General features: G+C 72.1%; 17 protein-coding genes. 12 read left to right on the plus strand and 5 right to left on the minus strand.

Features of this window, described 5'->3' with window-relative positions; translation table 11 throughout:
- From infB to AC2CJA_RS04035, 5 genes are all read left to right on the plus strand, one after another.
- Nucleotides 1-1992: translation initiation factor IF-2 (infB, locus tag AC2CJA_RS04015; protein ID WP_484601253.1), on the plus strand; the 1992-nt coding region annotated here is incomplete at its 5' end.
- A 178-nt stretch (nucleotides 1993-2170) separates the two neighbouring features.
- Nucleotides 2171-2464, plus strand: coding sequence for a DUF503 domain-containing protein (locus AC2CJA_RS04020; RefSeq protein WP_484601254.1), 294 nt, complete (start codon nucleotides 2171-2173; stop codon nucleotides 2462-2464).
- A 65-nt stretch (nucleotides 2465-2529) separates the two neighbouring features.
- Entirely contained in the window at nucleotides 2530-3009 is a 480-nt protein-coding gene (rbfA, locus tag AC2CJA_RS04025) for a 30S ribosome-binding factor RbfA (RefSeq protein ID WP_484601255.1), read from the plus strand.
- Nucleotides 3010-3012: 3 nt separating this feature from the next.
- Nucleotides 3013-3918: a tRNA pseudouridine(55) synthase TruB gene (gene truB, locus AC2CJA_RS04030; RefSeq protein ID WP_484601256.1), complete on the plus strand. Its 906-nt coding sequence runs from the start codon at nucleotides 3013-3015 to the stop codon at nucleotides 3916-3918.
- A 261-nt stretch (nucleotides 3919-4179) separates the two neighbouring features.
- Nucleotides 4180-5118: a bifunctional riboflavin kinase/FAD synthetase gene (locus AC2CJA_RS04035; protein WP_484601257.1), complete on the plus strand. Its 939-nt coding sequence runs from the start codon at nucleotides 4180-4182 to the stop codon at nucleotides 5116-5118.
- Between the two features lie 104 nt (nucleotides 5119-5222).
- Here AC2CJA_RS04035 and AC2CJA_RS04040 read toward each other — a convergent pair whose 3' ends face one another.
- From AC2CJA_RS04040 to eccE, 3 genes are all read right to left on the minus strand, one after another.
- Nucleotides 5223-7673, minus strand: a complete 2451-nt coding sequence (locus AC2CJA_RS04040) for an SCO5717 family growth-regulating ATPase (RefSeq protein ID WP_484601258.1) — start codon at nucleotides 7671-7673, stop codon at nucleotides 5223-5225.
- A gap of 236 nt (nucleotides 7674-7909) precedes the next feature.
- Nucleotides 7910-8647 carry a hypothetical protein gene (locus AC2CJA_RS04045; protein WP_484601259.1) on the minus strand — a complete coding sequence of 246 codons (738 nt, stop codon included), beginning with the start codon at nucleotides 8645-8647 and terminating at the stop codon, nucleotides 7910-7912.
- Nucleotides 8647-9969: a type VII secretion protein EccE gene (gene eccE / locus AC2CJA_RS04050; RefSeq protein ID WP_484601260.1), complete on the minus strand. Its 1323-nt coding sequence runs from the start codon at nucleotides 9967-9969 to the stop codon at nucleotides 8647-8649. Before eccE ends, AC2CJA_RS04045 begins: the two co-directional genes overlap by 1 nt.
- Nucleotides 9970-10161: 192 nt before the next feature.
- Here eccE and eccB point away from each other — a divergent pair, with 192 nt between their 5' ends.
- From eccB to AC2CJA_RS04085, 7 genes are all read left to right on the plus strand, one after another.
- Complete coding sequence (gene eccB, locus AC2CJA_RS04055) at nucleotides 10162-11673, plus strand: type VII secretion protein EccB (RefSeq protein ID WP_484601261.1); 1512 nt, start codon at nucleotides 10162-10164, stop codon at nucleotides 11671-11673.
- A gap of 16 nt (nucleotides 11674-11689) precedes the next feature.
- Nucleotides 11690-12991 carry a type VII secretion-associated serine protease mycosin gene (mycP, locus tag AC2CJA_RS04060; RefSeq protein ID WP_484601262.1) on the plus strand — a complete coding sequence of 434 codons (1302 nt, stop codon included), beginning with the start codon at nucleotides 11690-11692 and terminating at the stop codon, nucleotides 12989-12991.
- A 99-nt stretch (nucleotides 12992-13090) separates the two neighbouring features.
- Nucleotides 13091-13501 (plus strand): hypothetical protein, encoded by a 411-nt coding sequence (locus AC2CJA_RS04065; protein ID WP_484601263.1) that lies wholly within the window; start codon nucleotides 13091-13093, stop codon nucleotides 13499-13501.
- Between the two features lie 16 nt (nucleotides 13502-13517).
- A complete protein-coding gene (locus tag AC2CJA_RS04070) occupies nucleotides 13518-15176 on the plus strand; it encodes a WXG100 family type VII secretion target (protein ID WP_484601264.1) in 1659 nt (552 codons plus the stop codon).
- Nucleotides 15177-15312: 136 nt separating this feature from the next.
- Nucleotides 15313-16464, plus strand: coding sequence for a S8 family serine peptidase (locus AC2CJA_RS04075; RefSeq protein ID WP_484601265.1), 1152 nt, complete (start codon nucleotides 15313-15315; stop codon nucleotides 16462-16464).
- A gap of 72 nt (nucleotides 16465-16536) precedes the next feature.
- The gene (locus tag AC2CJA_RS04080; protein ID WP_484601266.1) at nucleotides 16537-16902 is read left to right on the plus strand and encodes a WXG100 family type VII secretion target; all 366 of its coding nucleotides are present in this window, start codon (nucleotides 16537-16539) and stop codon (nucleotides 16900-16902) included.
- Between the two features lie 28 nt (nucleotides 16903-16930).
- A complete protein-coding gene (locus AC2CJA_RS04085; protein WP_484601267.1) occupies nucleotides 16931-17218 on the plus strand; it encodes a WXG100 family type VII secretion target in 288 nt (95 codons plus the stop codon).
- A gap of 100 nt (nucleotides 17219-17318) precedes the next feature.
- Here AC2CJA_RS04085 and AC2CJA_RS04090 read toward each other — a convergent pair whose 3' ends face one another.
- Both AC2CJA_RS04090 and eccCa read right to left on the minus strand, forming a co-directional pair.
- The gene (locus tag AC2CJA_RS04090) at nucleotides 17319-17552 is read right to left on the minus strand and encodes a DUF397 domain-containing protein (protein WP_241715799.1); all 234 of its coding nucleotides are present in this window, start codon (nucleotides 17550-17552) and stop codon (nucleotides 17319-17321) included.
- A 265-nt stretch (nucleotides 17553-17817) separates the two neighbouring features.
- Entirely contained in the window at nucleotides 17818-21825 is a 4008-nt protein-coding gene (gene eccCa / locus AC2CJA_RS04095) for a type VII secretion protein EccCa (protein WP_484601268.1), read from the minus strand.
- Nucleotides 21826-22008: the final 183 nt, after the last annotated feature.

Consider the following 22008-nt stretch of genomic DNA (forward strand, 5'->3'; position numbering starts at 1 on the left):
GGCGGTGGCTTCGGCGGCCGTCCCGGTTTCGGCGGCCGTCCCGGCGGTCCCGGTGGCCGCGGCGGCACGCAGGGTGCCTTCGGCCGTCCCGGCGGTCCGGCGCGCCGCGGCCGCAAGTCGAAGCGGCAGAGGCGCCAGGAGTACGAGGCCATGCAGGCCCCGTCCATCGGCGGCGTGATGCTGCCGCGCGGCAAGGGCGAGACCGTCCGGCTGTCGCGCGGTGCGTCGCTCACCGACTTCGCGGAGAAGATCAACGCCAACCCGGCGTCGCTGGTCCAGGTGATGTTCAACCTGGGCGAGATGGTCACCGCGACGCAGTCGGTCTCCGACGAGACGCTTCACCTCCTCGGCGAGGAGATGAACTACGTCGTCCAGATCGTCAGCCCGGAGGAGGAGGACCGCGAGCTCCTCGAGTCCTTCGACATCGAGTTCGGCGAGGACGAGGGCGGCGAGGAGGCACTCGTCTCGCGTCCGCCGGTGGTGACCGTCATGGGTCACGTCGACCACGGTAAGACGCGCCTGCTGGACGCGATCCGCAAGACCAACGTCATCGAGGGCGAGGCCGGCGGTATCACCCAGCACATCGGTGCCTACCAGGCCGCCACCGAGGTCAACGACGAAGAGCGCAAGATCACCTTCATCGACACCCCGGGTCACGAGGCGTTCACCGCCATGCGTGCCCGCGGTGCGAAGTCGACCGACATCGCGATCCTGGTGGTGGCGGCCAACGACGGTGTGATGCCCCAGACGGTCGAGGCGCTCAACCACGCCAAGGCGGCCGAGGTGCCGATCGTGGTGGCGGTCAACAAGATCGACGTCGAGGGCGCGGACCCGACCAAGGTGCGCGGCCAGCTCACCGAGTACGGGCTCGTGGCCGAGGAGTACGGCGGTGACACCATGTTCGTCGACATCTCCGCCAAGCAGGGCCTGAACATCGACGGGTTGCTGGAGGCCGTGGTCCTGACCGCGGACGCCTCGCTCGACCTGCGGGCCAACCCGGAGCAGGACGCGCAGGGCATCGCGATCGAGGCCCACCTCGACCGCGGCCGCGGCGCGGTGGCCACGGTGCTGGTCCAGCGCGGCACCCTGCGGGTCGGCGACACGGTCGTGGTCGGCGACGCCTACGGCCGCGTCCGGGCGATGCTCGACGACAAGGGCAACAACGTCGAGGAGGCCGGTCCGGCGACCCCGGTCCTGGTGCTGGGTCTGACCAGCGTCCCCGGCGCGGGCGACAACTTCCTGGTGGTCGACGAGGACCGCACGGCCCGGCAGATCGCCGAGAAGCGCGCCGCCCGCGAGCGCAACGCCGCCTTCGCCAAGCGCACCCGCAGGGTCTCCCTGGAGGACCTGGACAAGGTGCTCAAGGCCGGCGAGGTGCAGCAGCTCAACCTCATCATCAAGGGCGACGCGTCCGGTTCGGTCGAGGCCCTGGAGTCCTCGCTGCTCCAGCTCGACGTCGGCGAGGAGGTCGACCTGCGCATCCTGCACCGCGGCGTGGGCGCGGTCACCGAGACCGACATCGACCTGGCGACCGGCTCCGACGCCATCGTCATCGGCTTCAACGTGCGCGCCGAGGGGCGTGCCACGCAGATGGCCGAGCGCGAGGGCGTGGACGTCCGCTACTACTCGGTCATCTACCAGGTGATCGAGGAGATCGAGGCGGCCCTCAAGGGCATGCTCAAGCCGGAGTACGAGGAGGTCGAGCTGGGCACGGCGGAGATCCGCGAGGTCTTCCGCTCCTCCAAGCTCGGCAACATCGCGGGTGTCCTCATCCGCTCCGGCGAGGTCAGGCGGAACACCAAGGCCCGCCTCGTCCGCGACGGCAGGGTCGTGGCGGAGAACCTCAACATCGAGGGTCTGCGCCGCTTCAAGGACGACGTCACCGAGATCCGCGAAGGCTTCGAGGGCGGTATCAACCTCGGGAACTTCAACGACATCAAGGTCGACGACGTCATCGCGACGTACGAGATGCGGGAGAAGCCCCGCGCCTGACCCCGCCGGTGGGCACCACCGGTGAACGGCCACGGAGCCTCCCGCCCCGGCGGGAGGCTCCCGGCCGTTATATGCGTCGATCACCGGGAACCGTTGCGTGTACGGTTTCCCGTGTCCTGCCGGGAGTCGGCAGGACTCCGCCCCACGAGGCCCCACGGGTCGGCTGGACCCGCATCCCATGTACGTAGGCACACTCTCGTTCGACCTGCTGCTCGGCGACGTGCGGTCGCTGAAGGAGAAGAGGTCGGTCGTCCGCCCGATCATCGCGGAACTGCAGCGCAAGTACACGGTGAGCGTCGCGGAGATCGGGGACCAGAACGTCCACCGCAGGGCCCTGATCGGCCTCGCGGCGGTCTCCGGGGACGCCGGGCACGTCTCGGACGTGCTTGACCGGTGCGAGCGGCTGGTGGCCGCCCGGCCGGAGGTGGAGCTGCTGTCGGTGCGGCGGCGGTTCCACGGGGACGAGGACTGAGCGCGTCCGGTGCGCAGCCCCGGCCGGACCGAACCGAACGATCCGAGACAGAAGGAAGCAGACACATGACCGACACCGCGCGGGCACGCAAACTGGCCGACCGCATCCGGGTCGTGGTCGCGGAGACCCTCCAGCGGCGGATCAAGGACCCGCGGCTCGGCTATGTGACGATCACCGACACCCGGGTCACCGGCGACCTGCGGGAGGCGACCGTCTTCTACACGGTCTACGGCGACGACGAGGAACGGACGGCCTCCGCCGCGGCGCTGGAGAGCGCCAAGGGCGTACTGCGCTCGGAGGTCGGGCGGCAGACAGGTGTGCGCTTCACACCGTCGCTGACGTTCGTCCCCGACGCCCTCCCGGAGAACGCCCGGACCATCGACGACCTGCTGGCCAGGGCCAGGGCCTCGGACGCCCAGGTGCGCCAGGCATCCTCGGGGGCCGCGTACGCGGGCGAGCCCGACCCGTACCGCAAGCCCGCGCGCGAGGAGGACGCCGAGGACGCCGGAGACGCCGGGGGCCTGGCGGACGGCGAGGACGCCTGACCCGTGGCACGCAAAGGAACCCAGGAGCCCGGCGGGCTGGTCGTCGTCGACAAGCCCGCCGGCTTCACCTCCCACGACGTGGTCGCCAAGATGCGGGGCATCGCCGGCACCCGGCGGGTCGGGCACGCCGGCACACTGGACCCGATGGCCACCGGCGTCCTCGTCCTGGGCATCGAGAAGGCGACCCGGATGCTGGGCCACCTGGCGCTGACGGAGAAGGAGTACGTCGGCACCATCCGCCTCGGCCAGAACACCGTCACCGACGACGCGGAGGGCGAGACCATCTCCTCCACACCGGCGGACGGCATCGCGCGCGAGGCGATCGACGACGGCGTCGCCAAGCTGACCGGCGACATCCTCCAGGTCCCCTCGAAGGTCAGCGCGATCAAGGTCGACGGCAGGCGGTCCTACGCCCGGGTGCGCGAGGGTGAGGAGGTGGAGCTGGCCGCCCGGCCGGTCACCGTCTCCTCCTTCACGGTGCACGACGTCCGCGCCGAGAGCGCCGCGGACGGCACCCCGGTGCTGGACCTGCTGGTCTCCGTCGTCTGCTCCTCCGGCACCTACATCCGGGCGCTCGCCCGCGACCTGGGCGCCGGGCTGGGGGTCGGCGGCCACCTCACCGCGCTGCGCCGCACCCGGGTCGGCCCGTACGGCCTGGACGCGGCGCGCACCCTGGAACAGCACCAGGAGTCGCTGACGGTCATGCCCGTCGGCGAGGCGGCCGCCGCCGCCTTCCCCCGCTGGGACGTGGACGAGCGGCGGGCGAGGCTGCTGGCGAACGGCGTGCGGATCGCCATGGCGACATCCGGCCGGCCCGGACCGGTCGCGGTCTTCGGACCGGAGGACCGCTTCCTCGCGCTGGCCGAGGAGCAGGGGGGCAGGGCCAGGCTGCTGGCCGTCTTCGCATGACCGGGACCGGCGGGGAAGCGTGGGCACAAACCGTGGGTGCGGGCGCCGCGTCCGGCACCCGCGCCCACGATCCCCCTCTTGTGTGCATCTGATTCCTGTCCACCCCGGGGACCGGAATCACCCCGCGGGGCGGGCGCGCGGAGTGAATCACGGTGCGCACTGGGGCGTTTTCCGGCGCGGGTCCCCGTGCGAACGCGACGGAGAGTCATGGCACCCTTGGACCCGGCACCATCCACTGGCATTCGGCGAGGAGCGGGCACTGTGCAGCGCTGGCGTGGCTTGGAGGACATCCCCGAGGACTGGGGGCGCAGCGTCGTCACCATCGGCTCCTACGACGGGGTGCACCGCGGGCACCAGTTGATTATCGGCAGGGCGGTCGAGCGCGCCCGCGAGCTGGGCGTACCGGCCGTCGTCGTCACCTTCGACCCGCACCCCAGCGAGGTCGTGCGGCCCGGCAGCCATCCCCCGCTGCTCGCCCCGCACCACCGGCGCGCGGAGCTGATGGCGGGTCTGGGCGTGGACGCGGTCCTGGTCCTGCCCTTCACCGAGGAGTTCTCGAAGCTGTCGCCCGCCGACTTCGTGGTGAAGGTCCTGGTCGACAGGCTCCACGCCCGCACCGTCGTCGAAGGCCCCAACTTCCGTTTCGGTCACCGGGCGGCCGGCACCGTGGAGACCCTGGCCGAGCTGGGCCGGACGTACGACTACGACGTGATGGTCGTCGACCTGTTCGAGTGCGGGGAGGCGGGCGGCGGTGAGCCGTTCTCCTCCACCCTCACCCGCCGCCTGGTCGCCGAGGGCGAGGTGGTGGGAGCCGCCGAGGTGCTGGGCCGGCCGCACCGGGTGGAGGGCATCGTCGTCCGGGGCGCGCAGCGCGGACGCGAGATGGGCTATCCGACGGCGAACGTCGAGACGCTGCCGCACACCGCGATCCCCGCCGACGGCGTCTACGCCGGTTGGCTGGTGGTGGAGGGCGAGTCGATGCCCGCCGCGATCTCCGTCGGCACCAACCCGCAGTTCGAGGGCACCGAGCGGACGGTGGAGGCGTACGCCATCGACCGTGTGGACCTCGACCTCTACGGGCTCCACGTCGCGGTGGACTTCCTGGCCTACATCCGCGGACAGGAGAGGTTCGACACGCTGGAAGGGCTGCTGGAGCGGATGGCCGAGGACGTGCGGGTGGCGAAGGAACTGCTGGGCTGAGCCTCCCGGCCGCGTGCGGCGGACGAACGGGCCCGCCGACCCCGCCCCTTGAGGGGAAGGGACCGGCGGGCCCGTTCACGTTCCGGGGCGGCGGTGCGCCGCCCTCACCGCTCCGGCTGCTGCCACTGAGCGCCGGACGCGGGCGGGCCCGCGGAGCCGGGCGGCTGCTGGGGGTGCTGGGGGTGCTGCCGCGGGTGCGGCTGCGCCTGGCCGGGCTGACCCGGGTGCGGCGGGTGGCCCGGATAGGCCTGGCCGGGCTGCTGCGGGTACGGCTGGGGCTGTCCGTACGGCTGCTGTGGCTGCGGCTGGTATGGGGGGTATGCCTGCTGCTGATGGCCGGGGTAGGGCTGGGGCTGACCGGGGATCGGCGGCGCGGTCAGCGGCGGGTTCCCGCCGGGCGACCACAGGCCCTGCTCCTGCTGGTGGCGTGAGAAGTCCTCTGCGATCAGGGCGGCGAGGTTGAAGTACGCCTCGCGCGTCCTGGGACGCATCATGTCCAGATCCAGCTCCGCGCCCGCCGCGAGGTGCTCGTCGAACGGGACGACCACCACATCGCGGCAGCGCGTCTTGAAATGCGCCACGATGTCGTCCACTTTGATCATCTTCCCGGTCTCGCGGACCCCGGAGATGACCGTGACGCCGCGCTGCACCAGATCGCCGTAACCGTGGGCGGAGAGCCAGTCCAGCGTCGTACTGGCACTGCTGGCGCCGTCCACGGACGGAGTGGAGATGACGATCAGCTGGTCGGCGAGGTCGAGGACACCGCGCATCGCGCTGTAGAGCAGGCCGGTGCCCGAGTCGGTCAGGATGATCGGGTACTGCTGGCCCAGGACGCCGATGACACGGCGGTAGTCCTCGTCGTTGAAGGTCGTGGAGATCGCCGGGTCCACGTCGTTGGCGAGGATCTCCAGTCCGGAGGGCGCCTGCGAGGTGAACCTGCGGATGTCCATGTAGCTGTTGAGGTACGGGATCGCCGTCACCAGGTCGCGGATCGTCGCACCCGTCTCGCGCCGCACCCGGCGGCCGAGCGTGCCCGCGTCCGGGTTGGCGTCGATCGCGATGACCTTGTCCTGCCGCTCGCTGGCCAGCGTCGCGCCGAGCGCCGTGGTGGTCGTCGTCTTGCCGACGCCGCCCTTGAGGCTGATCACCGCGATGCGGTAGCAGGACAGCACCGGAGTGCGGATGAGGTCGAGCTTGCGCTGCCGCTCGGCCTCCTCCCTCCTGGCCCCGATACGGAAGCGGGAGCCGCCGCGGCCGCTCTGCGGGCGGGGCTTCTTCTTCTGGTTCAGCAGACGCTCGGAGGACAGTTCCACCGAAGCGGTGTACCCGAGTGCGCCCGGCCGGCTCGGAGGCTGTTGACGGGGGTCGGGCCAGGCGGAGCCGGCGCGGGGGTCCTGCGGGTGCGGCGGCTGGCCGGGCGCGGGGGGCTGCGTGGGAGGCAGCGGCTGGGAGGGGCCGGCCTCGGGTGCGGCCGGCGGCTGGGGGAAGCCGTAACCACCCTGCGGGTGCGGCGGCCGGCCGGGCGCGGGGGGCTGCGTGGGAGGCAGCGGCTGGGAGGGGCCGGCCTCGGGTGCGGCCGGCGGCTGGGGGAAGCCGTAACCACCCTGCGCGGGCGGCGGAATGGGCGCCGCCGGAGGCTGCGGTGCCCAGGGCTGAGGCCCGGGAGGCTGGTAACCCTCCTGCGGGGGCGGGCTGGGTGCTGCCGGAGGCTGCTCCGGTACGCCGGTCCAGCCCGCCCCCGGAGCAGGCGCGCCGGGCGGGGGAGCGGCGGGCCGGAAGTGCGGCGGCAGGGGAGGCAGCCCGGCCGACGCTCCGCCCCCCGGAGCGGTCCGCCATGGTGGCGGGGGAGCCTGTGGGGCGGACACCGCAGGAGCCGGGGGCTCCGGATCGGAGCCGTGCGGTTCACCGGCGGTTCCGGTTCCTGCTCCGGCTTCGGCCCTACCGGGGTCGTCCGTCCCCGCGGCTTCCTCCCCGGGCCGGGAGCCGGCTTCGGAATCGGTGGAAGGCGGGGCCGGGGGTGCCTCGCCTTCGGAGGGAGCTCCGCCGGACGGCGGGCCGCCCGCGTTCTCCGGCCGTTCGTCCCCGTCTCCGGCGGTCTCCTGCGCCGCCTGCCGCTCGGCGATCTCCCGGCGCAGCGCGGCGGAGGAGAAACGCATGGTCGCATCGGTGAGGGGGCCGTCATCGGCGGGGTGCTCCGCCTGCCGGCCGTCCCTTCCGTCCTGTCCTCCCGCGTCCCCGTCGACGGCTCCCGGCGACGGGCCTGCCCCCGGTTCACCGGTTCCCCCACGGGTATCCCCCGCGGGAGGCCCGGCAGGCGCCGCCGGAGGGAAGGCGGGAGGCGCGCCGGCGCCCGTGTCCGCCCTGTCCGGCTCCGCTCCGCCCGCGGGACCGCCGGAAGCGGTCGGCGGCTGCGGGGCGGAGCCGGCGTTCCGCGTGTACCAGGCAGGCGGCGTGTAGTCGATGGTGAACTCGCCCGTGGCGTCGAGCTCGTCCTTGGGCAGATCGTCGCCGGGTTCGATCCCGTCGACGCGGATCTCGTCCCGGTCGCTGTTCACAATGCCTCCTGCTGATCTGGTCGAGCATCCCGGCCGAACCGCGCGGGCCGCTCCCCGCGGACGGCGGACCCGGCCACCGGCTCCCGCCGCGGCCCCGGCCTGTTCTTCGGAATGTCCTGCCGCGCGCGTGTCCACACTAGTCGCCGCGGGCGCCGAAACGGCATGCCGGTCCCGTCCCTCTCGGGCAACGGACCGGTGACGAGCGGCGGACGGACGGCGAGAGGGTCGAGGGGCCGTCAGTCCAGCCGCCGGGCCGCGCCCAGCAGTCCCGTCTCGGCGTCGGTGGGCCGGGTCAGCACGAACCGCCGGTCCCTCCCGGCGCACCACAGAGTCACCCCGTCGGCGAGCGTGGACAGCGCCTCGGTCTCCTGCCGCGACAGGGAGAGGATCCCGCCCACCTGCCGCGCTTCCTCGGGAGAGATCTGCTGGACACCGGTGAGCGAGGCCCCCCGGAGCAACCGGGGAGCCACCGGGCTCAGGTACGGAAGCAGCGTCAGAACCGACTGCCAGGCTCCCGCGGAGACCCGGCCGCGCGGTGGCTTCATCCCGCAGTCCCGGATCACCACGACCGGTGAGACGGCCGTGGCGCCCAGCGGCGGGACCCGGCCGACGTCATGGAGCGTCATGCACTGCTGGTCGCCGCCCGCGGCCCTGGCCAGCTCCGTCCACACCTGAGGCCGGCCGGTCTCGACGGCCACCCGCGCGCCCGTGCCCGCCGCGCGCAGCGCCAGCACCTGAGCCGTCCACAGGCCGCCGATCAGCACCACGTCGTGGGGGACGGGATGGTGGAGACCGATGACGGCCGGGCGGTCCTCGACATCGACCCCGGCCACCACCCCGTCATCGCCGACCGGCAGGGCGAGCGCCTCCAACTGCTCCACGGACAGGACGTGACGGGCCGTCCGCGGCCCGCGCAGTCCGAACCCCGGACGGGGACGTGCGGTCGTGCGCACCGGCTCGGCCGGTCCGGGCATCAGCGCGTCCCTCCCAGTGGAAGCGTCGCCAGCACCCCGGGCACCTGCTCACGGTCCAGCCGGGCGATTCCGACACGGCGCTCCCGCGCCAGCCGCTCCAGCACATGCCGGGCGCTGACCAGTTCGGCGTCACTGCGGGCGGTGATGCGCACATGTCCGCGTATCGCGACCGAACGGCTCCCGCCCCGGCTCAGGGTCAGCCCGAAAGTGGTGGCCAGGGCGGGCAGCCCCGTCAGCAGCGCCACCAGCGACGGCAGCGGAGCGGCTCCCGGTCCCAACTCGGGCCAGCGCGCCACCGCGTACGTGGTGTGCCAGCGGTCGTCGCACCGCCAGGCACGGGCCCTCTCCTCGGTGCGCCGCGCGGGAGCGGAGTCGGGGCGTCCGGCCCGCGCCGTGGCCGCCGGGCTGGCCCCGGCCGATGTCGCCAGCGCGGTGACCAGCTCCTGCTCCGACAGCAGCGTCGCCCGGAACCCCGAGCCGGCCAGCCGGCTCGCCAACTGGTCCGCAACGCGTACCAGGCAGCGCTGCGCGCCCTCCAGACCGTCACCGCGCGCCTGGACCGCTTCCCGGCACAGCTCCGGGTCGAGCTTGAGGGCCAACCAGGTCACGCGTACGGCCGGTGCGCCGCACGACGCCTGGACGGGGCCGTAACTGGAGGCGGCCACCGATCGCGCCGGCAGATGGGGCGCCGGGGCGGGCTGGGTGTACTGCACCGCCTGCACCGACTCCAGCCGGATACCGTCCACCTCCAGGGCGTCGGAGAGCAGCCGCAGTGGCAGGGGCCGCTCGTCGGGGCCTGAGCGCAGAGCGGAGGGGCGGGGCTCGACCCGCAGCACGGCCGTCAGGAACGTGCCGTCCCCCACCATGCCGACGCCGCGCCGTTCGCGGTCGACGTAGGTCAGACTGCGCAGCGCCGGATCGCACTCGGCGGCCGGAGCCAGGCCCGGGTCGGTGTCCGGCGGCAGCACCTCGGCGGCCGCCCGCCGCCTGCGGCGACGCAGCGCCACGACGGTGCCCAGCCACTCCGGGAGGGGTCGGCCGCGTCGCCGAAGCACCGTCAGGAGCAGCAGTACGACGGCCACCACGGCCGCCGGGACCGCCAGGACCTCGTGCACGGCGGCCGCGGCCAGAACTCCCGCCGCGGCCAGCTCGGCCAGGACCAGATGGTGCAGCCGGAGAGGCCCCGGGCCGCGGCGGCGCGCCTCGGCGCGCGGCGTGGCCGTGCGTGCCGGACGCGGCCCCACGGACTCGGGGCGTACGCCGTCCGGCACCGGGCTGTCGGGCGCGGACGTGACGGTCCGGGCCCGCGTGGCGGTCCCCATCCCCTGAAAATCCCCTTGTGTCCGTAATCGCCCTGACGCTCCAGGGCGCTGGTCGGGCGATCACCCTACCGGAGCAGCGGGAGCCGATCGCCAACGGGCATAGTAGGGGCCCGGTCCGACACGAGGCAGTAGTGGCGGTGCCCCGGAATCCCGCGGGGCACCGGACCCACCAGCGGGGAGAAGCAGCGAGAGATGGCATCACGGCGGGACGAGCTCAACGCCTACACCTTCGCCAAGAAGCGGCTGGTCTCGGCATTCCTCCAGCCCACGCCGACCGGGACCGAGGAGGGGGCGCCGCGCCCGCTGCGTGCGGTGATCCCCGGGCTGGTCATCGGTGCGGTGATCCTGGCGGGCTTCGGGGCCTGGGGGATGTTCAGACCCAAGGCGCCCAAGGGCTGGGACAACCCCGGCGAGAAGGTCATCATCGGCAGCGAGTCCACCACCCGCTACGTCGTCCTCGAGACCAGGGGGAAGAAGCAGCTCCACCCGGTGCTCAACCTGGCCTCCGCGAAACTCCTGCTGGACCCGGGCAAGTTCGGGATCGTCGAGGTCGACGAGAAGGTCCTCGACAGCGGGAGGATCCCGCACGGCGCCACCATCGGCATCCCCTACGCCCCCGACCGGCTGCCCGGCAAGGACGAGGCGGCGAAGGCCAAACGCTGGGCCGTGTGCGTCCAGCCCGGCGACGACGGCGTGCAGAAGGCGGTCTTCGTCCTCGCCGAACGGGACGCGGAGCGGGTCGAGGGGAAGAACCGGCTGCGCGGCGGCCAGGTGATGTACGTCAGAGGCCCCGGCGGGGAACTCCACATCGTCGACGCGCAGGGCACCGCATACCCCATCGAGGCCGACGACACGCTGCTGCGCACCGTCGTCGGCGGTACGCCCCCTCAGGACGTCAGCGCCGAGTGGCTCAAGACCCTCGAGCAGGGCGACCCGATCCAGTTCCCCCAGGGGATCGAGGAGACGGGCACCCCGGCCGGCGCACCCGGCGACCTGGACGCGGAGGCCAACCGGGTCGGCATGGTGCTACGCGCCCCCTCCGGTACCGGCCACCAGCACTACGTGGTCCTTGAGGGCCAGATCAGGCCGGTCACCGACTTCATGGCCAAACTGCTGCTCAACAGCCCGCAGTCCACCCCGCTCGGCCAGCAGGGCAGGGCCCGGGAGGTCAGCGCCGGAGCCATCCGGCCCGAGAGCACCTTCTACGGGAACAGCCGGAACTGGCCCGAGGCGGAACCGAGCGCGGTCAACCGTGCGGGCAGCGGCCGGGACGCCCTGTGCAGCGTGCTGCGCGGCGTCGACGAGAAGAAGGGCACCACGACGCTCAGCACCTGGGCGGGCGAGGAGTACCCGGCCACCCTCCCCAACGGGGCCACCAGCGCCTACGTGACCCCCGGATCGGGTCTGCTCTTCCGCCAGGTCACAGGACGGGACACCGCATCCGGCGGCGTCTTCCTGGTGACCGACACCGGCCTGCGCTACGCGGTGCAGGCGAACACCGACAGCGGCCAGGACGAGTCCGAGATCGGCACGGACGGCCGCGAGGAGGATTCGGAACGCGGCGTCGGGGAGGGCAACCAGGCGCAGATCATGCTCGGTTACGAGGGCGCCCGGCCGGTGCCGGTGCCCGCCGCCTGGTCGGGGTTCCTGCCCACCGGGCCGAGGCTGAGCACGAACGCGGCGAAGCAGCCGCAGGGTTCCTGAGCCGGAGGAGCGCGAGATGACGGACACTCCGGCCACCACCACGCCCGCCCCGACGAGGCGGGCGGCGCTCCCCACGGCCGCGGCGATCGCCCTGGCGACGCTGGGCGCCGTCGCCGGTCCCCTGGCCTGGGCGCCGCCGGCCGCCGCGGACACCGGGCAGTGCACCTTCCCCGCCAAGCCCTTCGAGGGCAGGCCCTGGTCGCTGAAACGGGTGATCCTGGACCAGCTGTGGGAGAAGACGAAGGGCAAGGGCGTCAAGGTCGCGGTCATCGACACCGGAGTGGACGACGACCACCCCCAGCTGAGGGGCGCGGTCGACGCCGGACTGGGCATGAGCAACCTGCCCGCCCCGGAGAAGGACGAGTACGGCAACACCCCCGAGCCCCCCGCGAAGGACGGCACGGAGGACACCGTCGGCCACGGCACCAAGGTCGCGGGCATCATCGCCGCGCGCCCGGCCGAGAGCACCGGCTTCGTCGGCATCGCACCCGAGGCGACCATCATCCCCATCCAGCAGAACGACGCCGCCGGGAGGGGAAACACCGACAGCATGGCCGAGGCCATCGACCACGCGGTCGACGTCGGGGCGAAGGTCGTCAACATCTCGCAGGACACCACCAGGGCTCTCGAACCCAACTCGAGACTCGAGCAGGCGGTGAACCGCGCACTGGCCGAGGACGTCGTCATCGTCGCCTCGGCCGGCAACGACGGCCTGGGCGGCAACGTGAAGGAGACCTATCCGGCCTCTTACGAGGGCGTCATCGCCGTGGCCTCCTCCGACCGCAACAACGAGAGGGCGCCCTTCTCCCAGTCGGGCGACTTCGTGGACGTCGCCGCGCCCGGCGTCGACATGATCTCCACGGTTCCGGGCGGAGGCCACTGCGCCGACGACGGCACCAGCTTCTCGGCGCCCTACGTCGCGGGTGTGGCGGCCCTGCTCGTGGCCGAGCACCCGGACTGGGAACCGCACCACGTCGCGGCCCAGATCGCGCAGACCGCCGAGCGCTCCGTGCCCGGGCACGACCGCCATGTGGGCTGGGGCGTGGTCGACCCCGTCCGGGCGCTCACCGAGGACGACAGGCGCATCGAGAAGCCGGTGGCCCGTGAGGGCGTGGACCGGGCCGAACCGCCCACCCCGGCCCGGCTCCACCTCGGCGAGACCCCGCAGGAGCGCGACAGGCGTCTGGGCACCTACGCGGTGGTCGGCGGAGGCGTCCTGGTGTCGGTGATGGCCGGAGGCTCGCTGGTGTACCGGGACTGGCGGCGCAGACGGGGACCGGCCGAGAACCGCGCCCGCGGTGCAGGGACGCCCATGTGACGTGCCGGAGAACCGGCTTGCCTTCGTGTCACAGGCAGTGGCTAGAGTGATGGGGGCACGGATCGGGATGTGCGTTGGAGCAGGCGGAGGGGGAGCCTGATGGGGGTGCCGGCAGAGAAGCTCAGGGGTGAGCTCGAGTCGCTCAGGGATTTCAAGAACCGGGTCGACGGCATCCTCGAGGAGTTGGAGAGCTCGCCCGCCTCTCCCACGAAGGTGGGACAGCAGGAAGTGAAGCGTTCCTCCTTCGGGGGCGAGTTCGCCGAGGCCGACGGCGTCTACTCGCAGTACGCCCGGGTCCACACCCAGCTCACCAGGCTCTCCGGAGTCCTCGGCGACCAGATCGAGGCCATGCGCATCGCCGTCCACGGCGCCGACATCGGCTTCGGCAACCTGGAGGACGACCTGAAGCGGCGCTTCTGGGAGCTCCAGACCAGGGCCCACCAGTACCAGCAGAGGCAAGCGGCGAGTGGGCAACCGCCCAAGGACGAGGCCACCGGGGTCACCTACTGACGGGGGAGGTACGGCCGTGACCGACAAGAAGGACGGGCAGAACGGGCAGGACAGACCCGAGGAGCCGTTCGTCGCAGGGCAGCTCGTCATGACCGACCTCAAGCGGAGCGGCGCCCTCGTCCCGGTCGACCTGTTCGGAGGCACGGCCGCGCGCAACAGCGTCATGGGCACCACGGACTTCGAGAACAAGGATCTCGAAGAGATGTTCTCCCTGGTGGACGACGCCGACCCGGCCGACATCGAGAGCGCCGCCGACACGCTCTGGGACGCGGGCGGCAAGATCAGACAGATCGGCGACGACCTCAAGAAGCACATCGACAAGGTCGGCTGGGAGGGCGAGTTCGGGGACAGTTTCCGCGACTGGGGCCGGAAGCTGAGCAGGAACACCCTGCTCCTCGCGGATTTCACCGAGAGGGCCAGCACCCAGCTGAAGGCCGCCGGAGTCGGCCTGTCCATGGTGCGCGGCGGCATGCCCGAGCGCGACCCGGCGGTCATGGCCGCGCCGCGCCTGGAGAGCATCCCGCCCGAGGAGCGCGACGAGTCCAACGAGAAGTACAAGCTGGCCAGGAAGAAGGAGAACAACCGCCAGGAGGCCATCAACCAGATGAACCGCCTGGCCTCCTACTACAAGGTCTCGCACGACAACATGAAGGATCTGGAGGAACCGGAGTTCGGCCCGATGCCGAACGTCGGCATGCCGCCGGCGCCGCCGTACGAGGCTCCGATTCTCCCAGTGCGCGGGGGCGGTTCGACGATCGCCGGCGGCGGGGCCGGCGGAACGGCGGGATACGAGCAGATCGCCGATGCGAGATCATCTCTCCCAGGCTCGGGCGGGATCGAAGCCACTGGAGGAACACCCGCGGCCCAGGAACCCGTGGGCACGAACCTCAACACCGTCGCCCTCACGACACCTCCCACGTCCGCCGACACCGGTCCGCGTGCTCCGACCGCCCCGGCCGGGGGCGGCCCCGCCCTGCCCGGCCCCGTCCCCACTCCAGTCCACAGAGGAGGGGGAAACCTCAAGCAGGGAGGTGCTTCCAGGCTTCCGACCACACACACTCCGGGTCAGGGGGCTGCCCAAGCGGGCACGGGACGGGCCGGTAGCCCGTCCACCGTTCCGCCGGCGAGCAACACGAACCCCCGTCCGGTAACAGGCTCCGGCACTCCCACGGGAAGGGCGCCCACCGCGACGACACCGCCCATGGGGCGGGGCGGCAGCGGCATCTTCGGGGGCACTCCGCAGCAGGACGGTGGAACGTCCAACGGCCCGCGTCTCCCGCGTGGAACCGTGGTCGGAGCGGAACACGGCATGGCGGGGCGCTCCCCGGGGGGAGCCGCGGGCACGGGAGCGATCGGCTCGGGGACGGGCGGCGGCTCCACCGGGCGCAGGCCGGGTGCGGCGACCGGCGGCGGTGCCGTCGGAGCGCCCCGGAACGCTCCGGGCCAGGGCGGCGTGGTACGCCCTTTCACACCCGGCGGCTCCGGGCTGGCGAGAGGTGGCACAGGCGGAACGGGTGGGAACGGTCAGAACACGGCGGGCGGGGTGCCCCGCAGCGGAAGCACCAGCCCTCGTGAGGAGAACCGGAAGGACTCCCGCAGGCCCGACTACCTCACCGAGGACGAAGAGACCTGGCGGACGGGGCGCAACGGAATCGCCCCTCCGGTTATCGACTAACCCACGACAGAGAGCGGCGATGACGGCAGGACACGACCACGGCCACAGGTTGCCGTCGCGGCGTATGCGACGGTGCCTGCTCTCCGTACTGGCTGTAACCGGTGCATGGACCGTATGCCTTGTCGGGACGGCACCTGTGGCTCAGGCGGACGACGTCCGTTCGCAGCAGTGGTACCTGGACGCCATGCGGGCCGAGGAGATGTGGAAGGTCAGCACGGGCGAGGGCGTCAAGGTGGCTGTCATCGACAGCGGCGTCAACGACTCCACCGATGCTCTCCGGGGCCAGGTGCTGCCCGGGGAGGACATGACCGGGACTCCGGGGGAGGCTACCGACGACTACCTCGGCCATGGGACAGCCATGGCCGAGGTCATCGTTGGTACAGGGAAGAACGGCAGCGTCCGGGGGCTGGCTCCCGGTGCGAAAGTCATCCCGTACCGAATCCCGCTGAAGGGCCTCGACAGCAAGTCCAAAGCCGACGGTTATATGAAGGCGATCCGTGCGGCGGCCGACAGCGACGCCAAGATCATCAACATGTCCTTCGCGGGCCCGTACTACAACGCTGCCGGAGCCGAGGCCGTCGAGTATGCGCTGAGCAAGGGAAAGCTGCTCTTCGCGGGCGTCGGAAACGATGCGGAGAAAGGCAACAAGCCGATGTATCCGGCCTCTTACCCCGGCGTCGTCGGTGTGGGCGCCACCGATGAGAAGGGTGAGGTGACGGGCTTCTCCCAGCACGGCGTCAACGTGGACCTGTCCGCTCCTGGAAGCGAGATGCCCGGATGGTGTGACGAAAGCTTCCAGAAGTACTGCGTCAGAGATGGAGGCACCAGTTCGGCCACCGCCGTCGCCTCCGCCTCGGCGGCCCTGATCTGGGCGAAGAACCCGGACTGGACGGCCAATCAGGTTCTCCGTGTGCTGGTGGACACCGCCGGGCGCAAGGACCGGAAAGAGGGGGCCTCCAGCGTCTACATCGGATACGGTGCCGTCCGGCCCCGCATCCACCTCCTCGAGGGCAAGGGCGACCCCGGAGACCCGGACAGGAACCCGATCGAGGCCACGGAACCGACTCTCTCGCCCGAGGCGTCCTCCGCCGAGGGGGAGGGCGACGGCAAGAACGACCGGGACGGCGCCGGCGCGACGGACGAGGACCGGAAGGATCAGGGTGAGACCGCGGCCGCCGAGTCGGAGGGCGACGGCAGCCTGTGGATCTACCTGGGGGCGGGTGCCGCGGCGGCCATCGTGCTCGCCGGCGCGTCCGCCCTCGTGCGGAGGACGCTCCGCAGGACATGACGGGGGCTTGTGCACGGAGCACCCATGACGACCAGCCAGTGAACACCATCAACCCCATTCGAGGTGAACGGTATGTCCGGAGAAGGCGGCGGCGACTTCCAGTCAAATGATGCCGATCTCAAGTCGCTGATCGGCGAGGTCAACGACATGCAGGCCAAGCTCAAGAGCAAGATCTCCAACCTGAACGCCGTGGTCGACACGATCCAGGGCGCCTGGAAGGGTGACGCCGCGAGCTCCTACGACCGGCTCCAGCGGCAGACGAACGAGTACGCCCGGAAGCTGGACGGCAGGCTCCAGATGATCGAGGAGGCCCTCCAGGCGAGCAAGGACGGATTCACCGCCAACGAGATCGACCAGACGGAGAAGTTCAACCAGCTGGCGAAGGCGAGCCCGATCAGCGACTTCGCCGGTACGGGCATCACCCCGACCGTCAAGTAACGAGCCGTACAGAGAAGGTAGGGGCGATATGACCATCAAGATCACTTACGGCACCGTCGTCAGCGCGGCGGAGGATGTCCGCAACGCGGCCAAGGAGCTGACGAACCAGCTCAACGCGCTTGAGGACAAGGTGATGAAGGTCGTCAACACCTGGGACGGTGAGGCGAAGCAGGCCTTCAGGGCCAAGCACGCCGGCTGGAGCCAGGACGTCAGCGGCCTGAACGCCACACTCAACGCCATCGCCGACAACCTGGTCGAGTCGACCAACGGCTATCAGCGGACGGACCGCAAGGCGGCCCAGCGGTTCGAGTTCTGAAACCCTCGGACCCGCCGCGAACGCCCGGCGGGCGCCCGATGACCGGGCGCCCGCTCGTTCTCCACACGCTCCCGGCCGGTGAGCCTGAAGTCGCCGGGTCTCAGGGCTTGAGGTCGAACTCCCCGTCGCGCACTCCGAGGACGAAGGCCCGCCACTCGGCGGCGGTGTAGCGCAGCACGGTGCCGGGGTCCTTGGAGTTGCGCATGGCCACGGCGCCGCCCGGCAGATGGGCGATCTCCACCTTCTCGTCCTCCGGACCGCCGGGCGCGCTCTCCCACACGGCGTCGGAGATGTCCATCGCGTACAGCTCGTCCTTCTCCTGCTGAGTCCCCATCAGTGTCCTTCCTCGACGGACGCCGGCGACGGGAGCGTGCCCCGTGCCGCGCCGCGCCGCTGATCCGCGGTGCGGCGTCGGTGAACGTGAGGGGCACGGCGCGGCGCTCCGCGGCTCGCGGCCCCCGGGCAAGATAACAGTCCGGTATGTGTCCCGAGGGGCGTCCACGCAACCTCGGGACCACGGGGAACGCCGGTTCGAGCCGGCTCGCGGACACGTCCGGAGCCGACCGGGGGCCACTGTCCGGGCCGGGCCCCGGGAGGGGTCAGCTCGGAGGCAGCCAGCCCACCTGGACCAGCGGGGCCCCGCGCTTGCGGGAGACGAAGTGCCCCCGGCCGGGCGGCATCGGCCTACCGCGGACGTTGCCGAGGAGATCGCCCTCGCCGGGGTCGGCGGAGAGGACCACGCCCTGGGCACCGAGCTCCTTGATGCGCTGCGTGAACGGCTCGTAGGAGGCGCGGGAGGCCCCGGCGGAACTGCGGGCGATGATGAAGCAGACGCCGATGTCCCGGGCGAAGGGCAGGTGCTCGGCGAGCATCGCCAGCGGGTTGCCGCTGGAGGTGGAGACCAGCTCGTAGTCGTCGATGATCATGAACATCTTCGGGCCGTGCCACCAGCTGCGGTCGCGCAGCTGCTGCGGGGTGACGTCCTCCGGCGGGGTGCGCTTCTCCATCAGGTCCTTCATCGCGGCCATGTGCGTGTCCATGGCGTTGGACATGGCGGCGTACACGATGAGGTGGGAGTCGGGGATGTCGCCCAGCAGCGAGCGCCGGTAGTCGGCGACGACGATGCGCGCCTCGTCGGGCGTGTAGCGCTCGCAGATCTGTTTGGCCAGCAGACGCAGCAGCGCCGTCTTGCCCGACTCGCTCTCACCGAGGACCAGGAAGAACGGGTCGGTCTCGAAGTCGACGAAGACCGGCTGCAGGGTGTTCTCGTCGATACCGAAGGCGACGCCGTACCGCGGGTGGTCGCCGCCCGCGGGCAGCCTGTCGGCGGGCAGCTCGCGCGGCAGCAGCCGCACCGGCGGGGCCGCGGGGCCCTGCCAGGCGCCGGCCACCGCCCGGTTCAGCGCCGCGGTGGCGTCGGAGAGCTCCTCGTCGGAGGCGACGCCGTCGATGCGCGGCACCGCTGCCATGAAGTGCAGCTTCTCCGGCGTCTGGCCGCGCCCGGGGACGCCGGTGGGCACGTTCGCCGCGACCTTGCGGTCGAACTCCGAGTCCATGGTGTCGCCCAGCCGCAGTTCCAGCCGGTTCAGCAGCTGGTCCTTCAGGGCCGGGCGCACCTCCATGTAGCGGGAGGCCGCCACCACGACGTGGATGCCGTAGCCCAGACCGCGGGAGGCGATGTCGGTGACGACGGCCTCCAGCATCTCGTACTCCTGCTTGAAGGCGCCCCAGCCGTCGACGACCAGGAACACATCGCCCCACGGCTGGTCGGTGATCTCCCCGCGGGCCCGGCGGCGCCGGAAGGTGGCGATGGAGTCGACGCCGCCGGCCCGGAAGTACTCCTCGCGCTGGTTGAGCACGCCGGCGACCTCGGCCACGGTCCGCCGCACCCGTTCCGGGTCCAGCCGGGAGGCGATGCCGCCCACGTGCGGCAGGTCCTTCACGGCCGTCAGACCGCCGCCGCCGAAGTCCAGCCCGTAGAACTGGACCTCCTGCGGGGTGTGGGTGAGGGCGAAGGAGGCGATCAGGGTGCGCAGCACGGTGGACTTGCCCGACTGCGGGCCACCGACGACCAGCATGTGGCCCGCGGCGCCGGAGAAGTCGCGCAGCAGTGCCTCGCGCCGCTGCTCGAACGGCTTGTCCACCAGTCCCAGGGGCACCGTCAGCCGGCCCGCGTACTGGTAGTCCGGCTGGGTCAGGCCGCGGCCGGGGACCACAGCCAGACCGGGTAGCAGCTCGTCCAGCGGCGACGCCTGGTCCAGCGGCGGCAGCCACACCTGGTGGGCGGCCGGACCCTGGTTCTCCAGCCGCCGCACGACGACGTCCAGAACGGTGTCGGCCAGCGCGTCGTCGTCGGCCGGGGCGGCGGTCGCGGGGCCCGGGCCGGGCTCGGCGCGCCGGGGGGCGGGCACCGGCACCGGCCTGGCGGTGAAGAGCACCGGGCGGCGCTCGACGGGCAGCGGCCCCCCGGCGGCTCCGGCGGAGGCGGAGGCGGAGGCACCGGAGCGGTGGACGCCCGAGACGTAGGCGGCCTTGAAGCGGACCATCTCGTCGGTGCCGAACTTCAGATAACCCGAGCCGGGCACCGACGGCAGGTGGTAGGCGTCCGGCACGCCCAGCGCCGCGCGGGACTCGGCCGCCGAGAAGGTGCGCAGACCGATCCGGTACGACAGGTACGTCTCCAGGCCGCGCAGCCGGCCCTCCTCCAGGCGCTGCGAGGCCAGCAGCAGGTGCACGCCCAGCGAGCGGCCGATGCGGCCGATCTGGATGAACATGTCGATGAAGTCCGGCTTGGCCGTCAGCAGTTCACTGAACTCGTCGATGACCAGCACCAGCGAGGGCAGCGGGATCAGCGGGGCGCCCGCGGCCCGGGCCCGCTCGTAGTCGTGGATGTTGGCGTAGTTGCCGGCGTCGCGCAGCAACTCCTGGCGGCGGTTGAGCTCGCCGCGGATGGAGTCGCCCATGCGGTCCACCAGCGAGAGGTCGTCCGCCAGGTTGGTGATGACGGCCGCCACGTGCGGCATCTGCGACATCCCGGCGAAGGTCGCGCCGCCCTTGAAGTCGGCCAGCACGAAGTTCAGCGTCTCCGAGGAGTGCGTGACCGCCAGGCCCAGGACCAGGGTGCGCAGCAGCTCCGACTTGCCCGAGCCGGTCGCGCCCACGCACAGACCGTGCGGGCCCATGCCGTCCTGTGCGGCCTCCTTCAGGTCCAGCATGACCGGCTGGCCGGCCTCGCCCACACCGATGGGCACGCGCAGCCGCTCGGCGGTCGACCTGGGACGCCAGGTGCGCCGTACGTCGACCGAGGCGGCGTCGCCCAGGTTCAGCAGGTCGGTGAACTCCAGGTTCGCCAGCAGCGGTTCGTCGTCGTCACCGCCCGTGCCCATGCGCAGCGGGGCGAGCTGGCGGGCCAGCGCCTCGGTGGCCTCCAGGGAGAGGAGGTCGGGCCGCCCCCGGTACACCGCGCCGTGCGCGGACTCCAGGCGCAGTTCGCCGGGGCGCACGACCACGGACAGGCCGCCGCGCGGGCTGCCGATGTCGCCGGGCACGACCTCGATCACGGTCACCCCCTGCAGCCCCTCGGCGGCGGCCAGCATCGACTCCGGAGGCACCACGGAACCACCGTCCAGCACGATCACCACGTGCGGCTGGTCCAGCAGTGGCGGGGCGGAGGGGTTGAAGCGGGGGCGGCCCTCCAGCTTCGCGCCCAGCAGGTGCTCCAGACCCGGGACATCGCCCGTGATGAGCCGTCCGCTGCCCGCGCCGTCGGTGACGCCGGAGACCTGCGCGTGGGGCAGCCACTTGGCCCACTCCCAGCGTTCGGCGCCGTCTCGTCCGGTCACCACGCCGACCAGCAGGTCCTCGGGGGAGTGCAGGGCGACCAGGGAGGCGACCATGGCGCGGACGCCGCCGTGCACCGAGTCCGGCTCGCCGCTCACCGTCAGGTGGTAGAAGGCGCGCAGGGACACGGCCATCGGCAGGTCCGCGACGGTGCCCTGCGTCTGGAGGAACTGGTGCATCGCACCGGCCGTCAGCGGCTCAAGCTCGTCCACCGGCGCCGTTTCCGGAGCCACCAGCGCGGTGGCGAGCCGCTGCTCGCCCAGACCGACTCGTACGTGCACGAAGTCGTCGTCGCTCGCGCGCCGCTCCCACACCCGGCTGGGCGCCTCCCCGGCGAAGCGCGGTGAGGACTCGGCGACCAGTGCCCACAGCTGGTCCGGGGAGGGGTGCAGGTAGTACTGCGCGTCCCGCTGCATGCGCGCCGTCCTGCGGACCCTGCGCCTGGTCTGCGCCAGGTACTTGAGGTAGTCGCGGCGCATCTGGGCCATCTCGCCCTGCGTGCCCCGCCGGAACCGCACGATGGTGGCGACGAGCATGGCCACGGTGGACGCGATCATGATCACGCCCATGATGCGCATGAAGGGATGCGCGTTCGGCATGAAGAAGAAGACCACCGAACCACCCATGCCCAGCATCGGAAGAAGCTGGAACAGCACGCCCTCCTGCTGCCCGCGCGGGAGTTCGGGCGGCGGTTCGAGCCTCAGATCCTCGCCGGGCACGCTGGGCGGGAGCACCCGCGGCGGACGCTTGACGACGATCTGGCTCACGGAAGCATCAATCCCTCGGACAGAGCGGGACGGTGGTGTGCCTGCCGACGCCCCCGTGGCGACGGACCCCGTCCGCGCGGGGCGATACTACTGGCAGCCGGCGGCACCGGAGGGCGGTAGGGTTGCGCGCGGCGTACGCGCGGCCCGAGCGGCCGGCCAGGGGCGAAAGACCGCGGCAGAACG

It is taken from the genome of Streptomyces sp. ATLC9 (genome assembly GCF_057196705.1).

What these genes read in the sequence shown, in the direction of transcription:
- AC2CJA_RS04080 (WP_484601266.1), top strand. Translation starts at nt 16,537, where the DNA reads ATGTCCGGAGAAGGCGGCGGCGACTTCCAGTCAAATGATGCCGATCTC.
- AC2CJA_RS04090 (WP_241715799.1), bottom strand. Translation starts at nt 17,552, where the DNA reads ATGGGGACTCAGCAGGAGAAGGACGAGCTGTACGCGATGGACATCTCC.
- AC2CJA_RS04085 (WP_484601267.1), top strand. Translation starts at nt 16,931, where the DNA reads ATGACCATCAAGATCACTTACGGCACCGTCGTCAGCGCGGCGGAGGAT.
- AC2CJA_RS04045 (WP_484601259.1), bottom strand. Translation starts at nt 8,647, where the DNA reads ATGCCCGGACCGGCCGAGCCGGTGCGCACGACCGCACGTCCCCGTCCG.
- eccB (WP_484601261.1), top strand. Translation starts at nt 10,162, where the DNA reads ATGGCATCACGGCGGGACGAGCTCAACGCCTACACCTTCGCCAAGAAG.
- mycP (WP_484601262.1), top strand. Translation starts at nt 11,690, where the DNA reads ATGACGGACACTCCGGCCACCACCACGCCCGCCCCGACGAGGCGGGCG.
- eccE (WP_484601260.1), bottom strand. Translation starts at nt 9,969, where the DNA reads ATGGGGACCGCCACGCGGGCCCGGACCGTCACGTCCGCGCCCGACAGC.
- AC2CJA_RS04020 (WP_484601254.1), top strand. Translation starts at nt 2,171, where the DNA reads ATGTACGTAGGCACACTCTCGTTCGACCTGCTGCTCGGCGACGTGCGG.
- AC2CJA_RS04065 (WP_484601263.1), top strand. Translation starts at nt 13,091, where the DNA reads ATGGGGGTGCCGGCAGAGAAGCTCAGGGGTGAGCTCGAGTCGCTCAGG.
- rbfA (WP_484601255.1), top strand. Translation starts at nt 2,530, where the DNA reads ATGACCGACACCGCGCGGGCACGCAAACTGGCCGACCGCATCCGGGTC.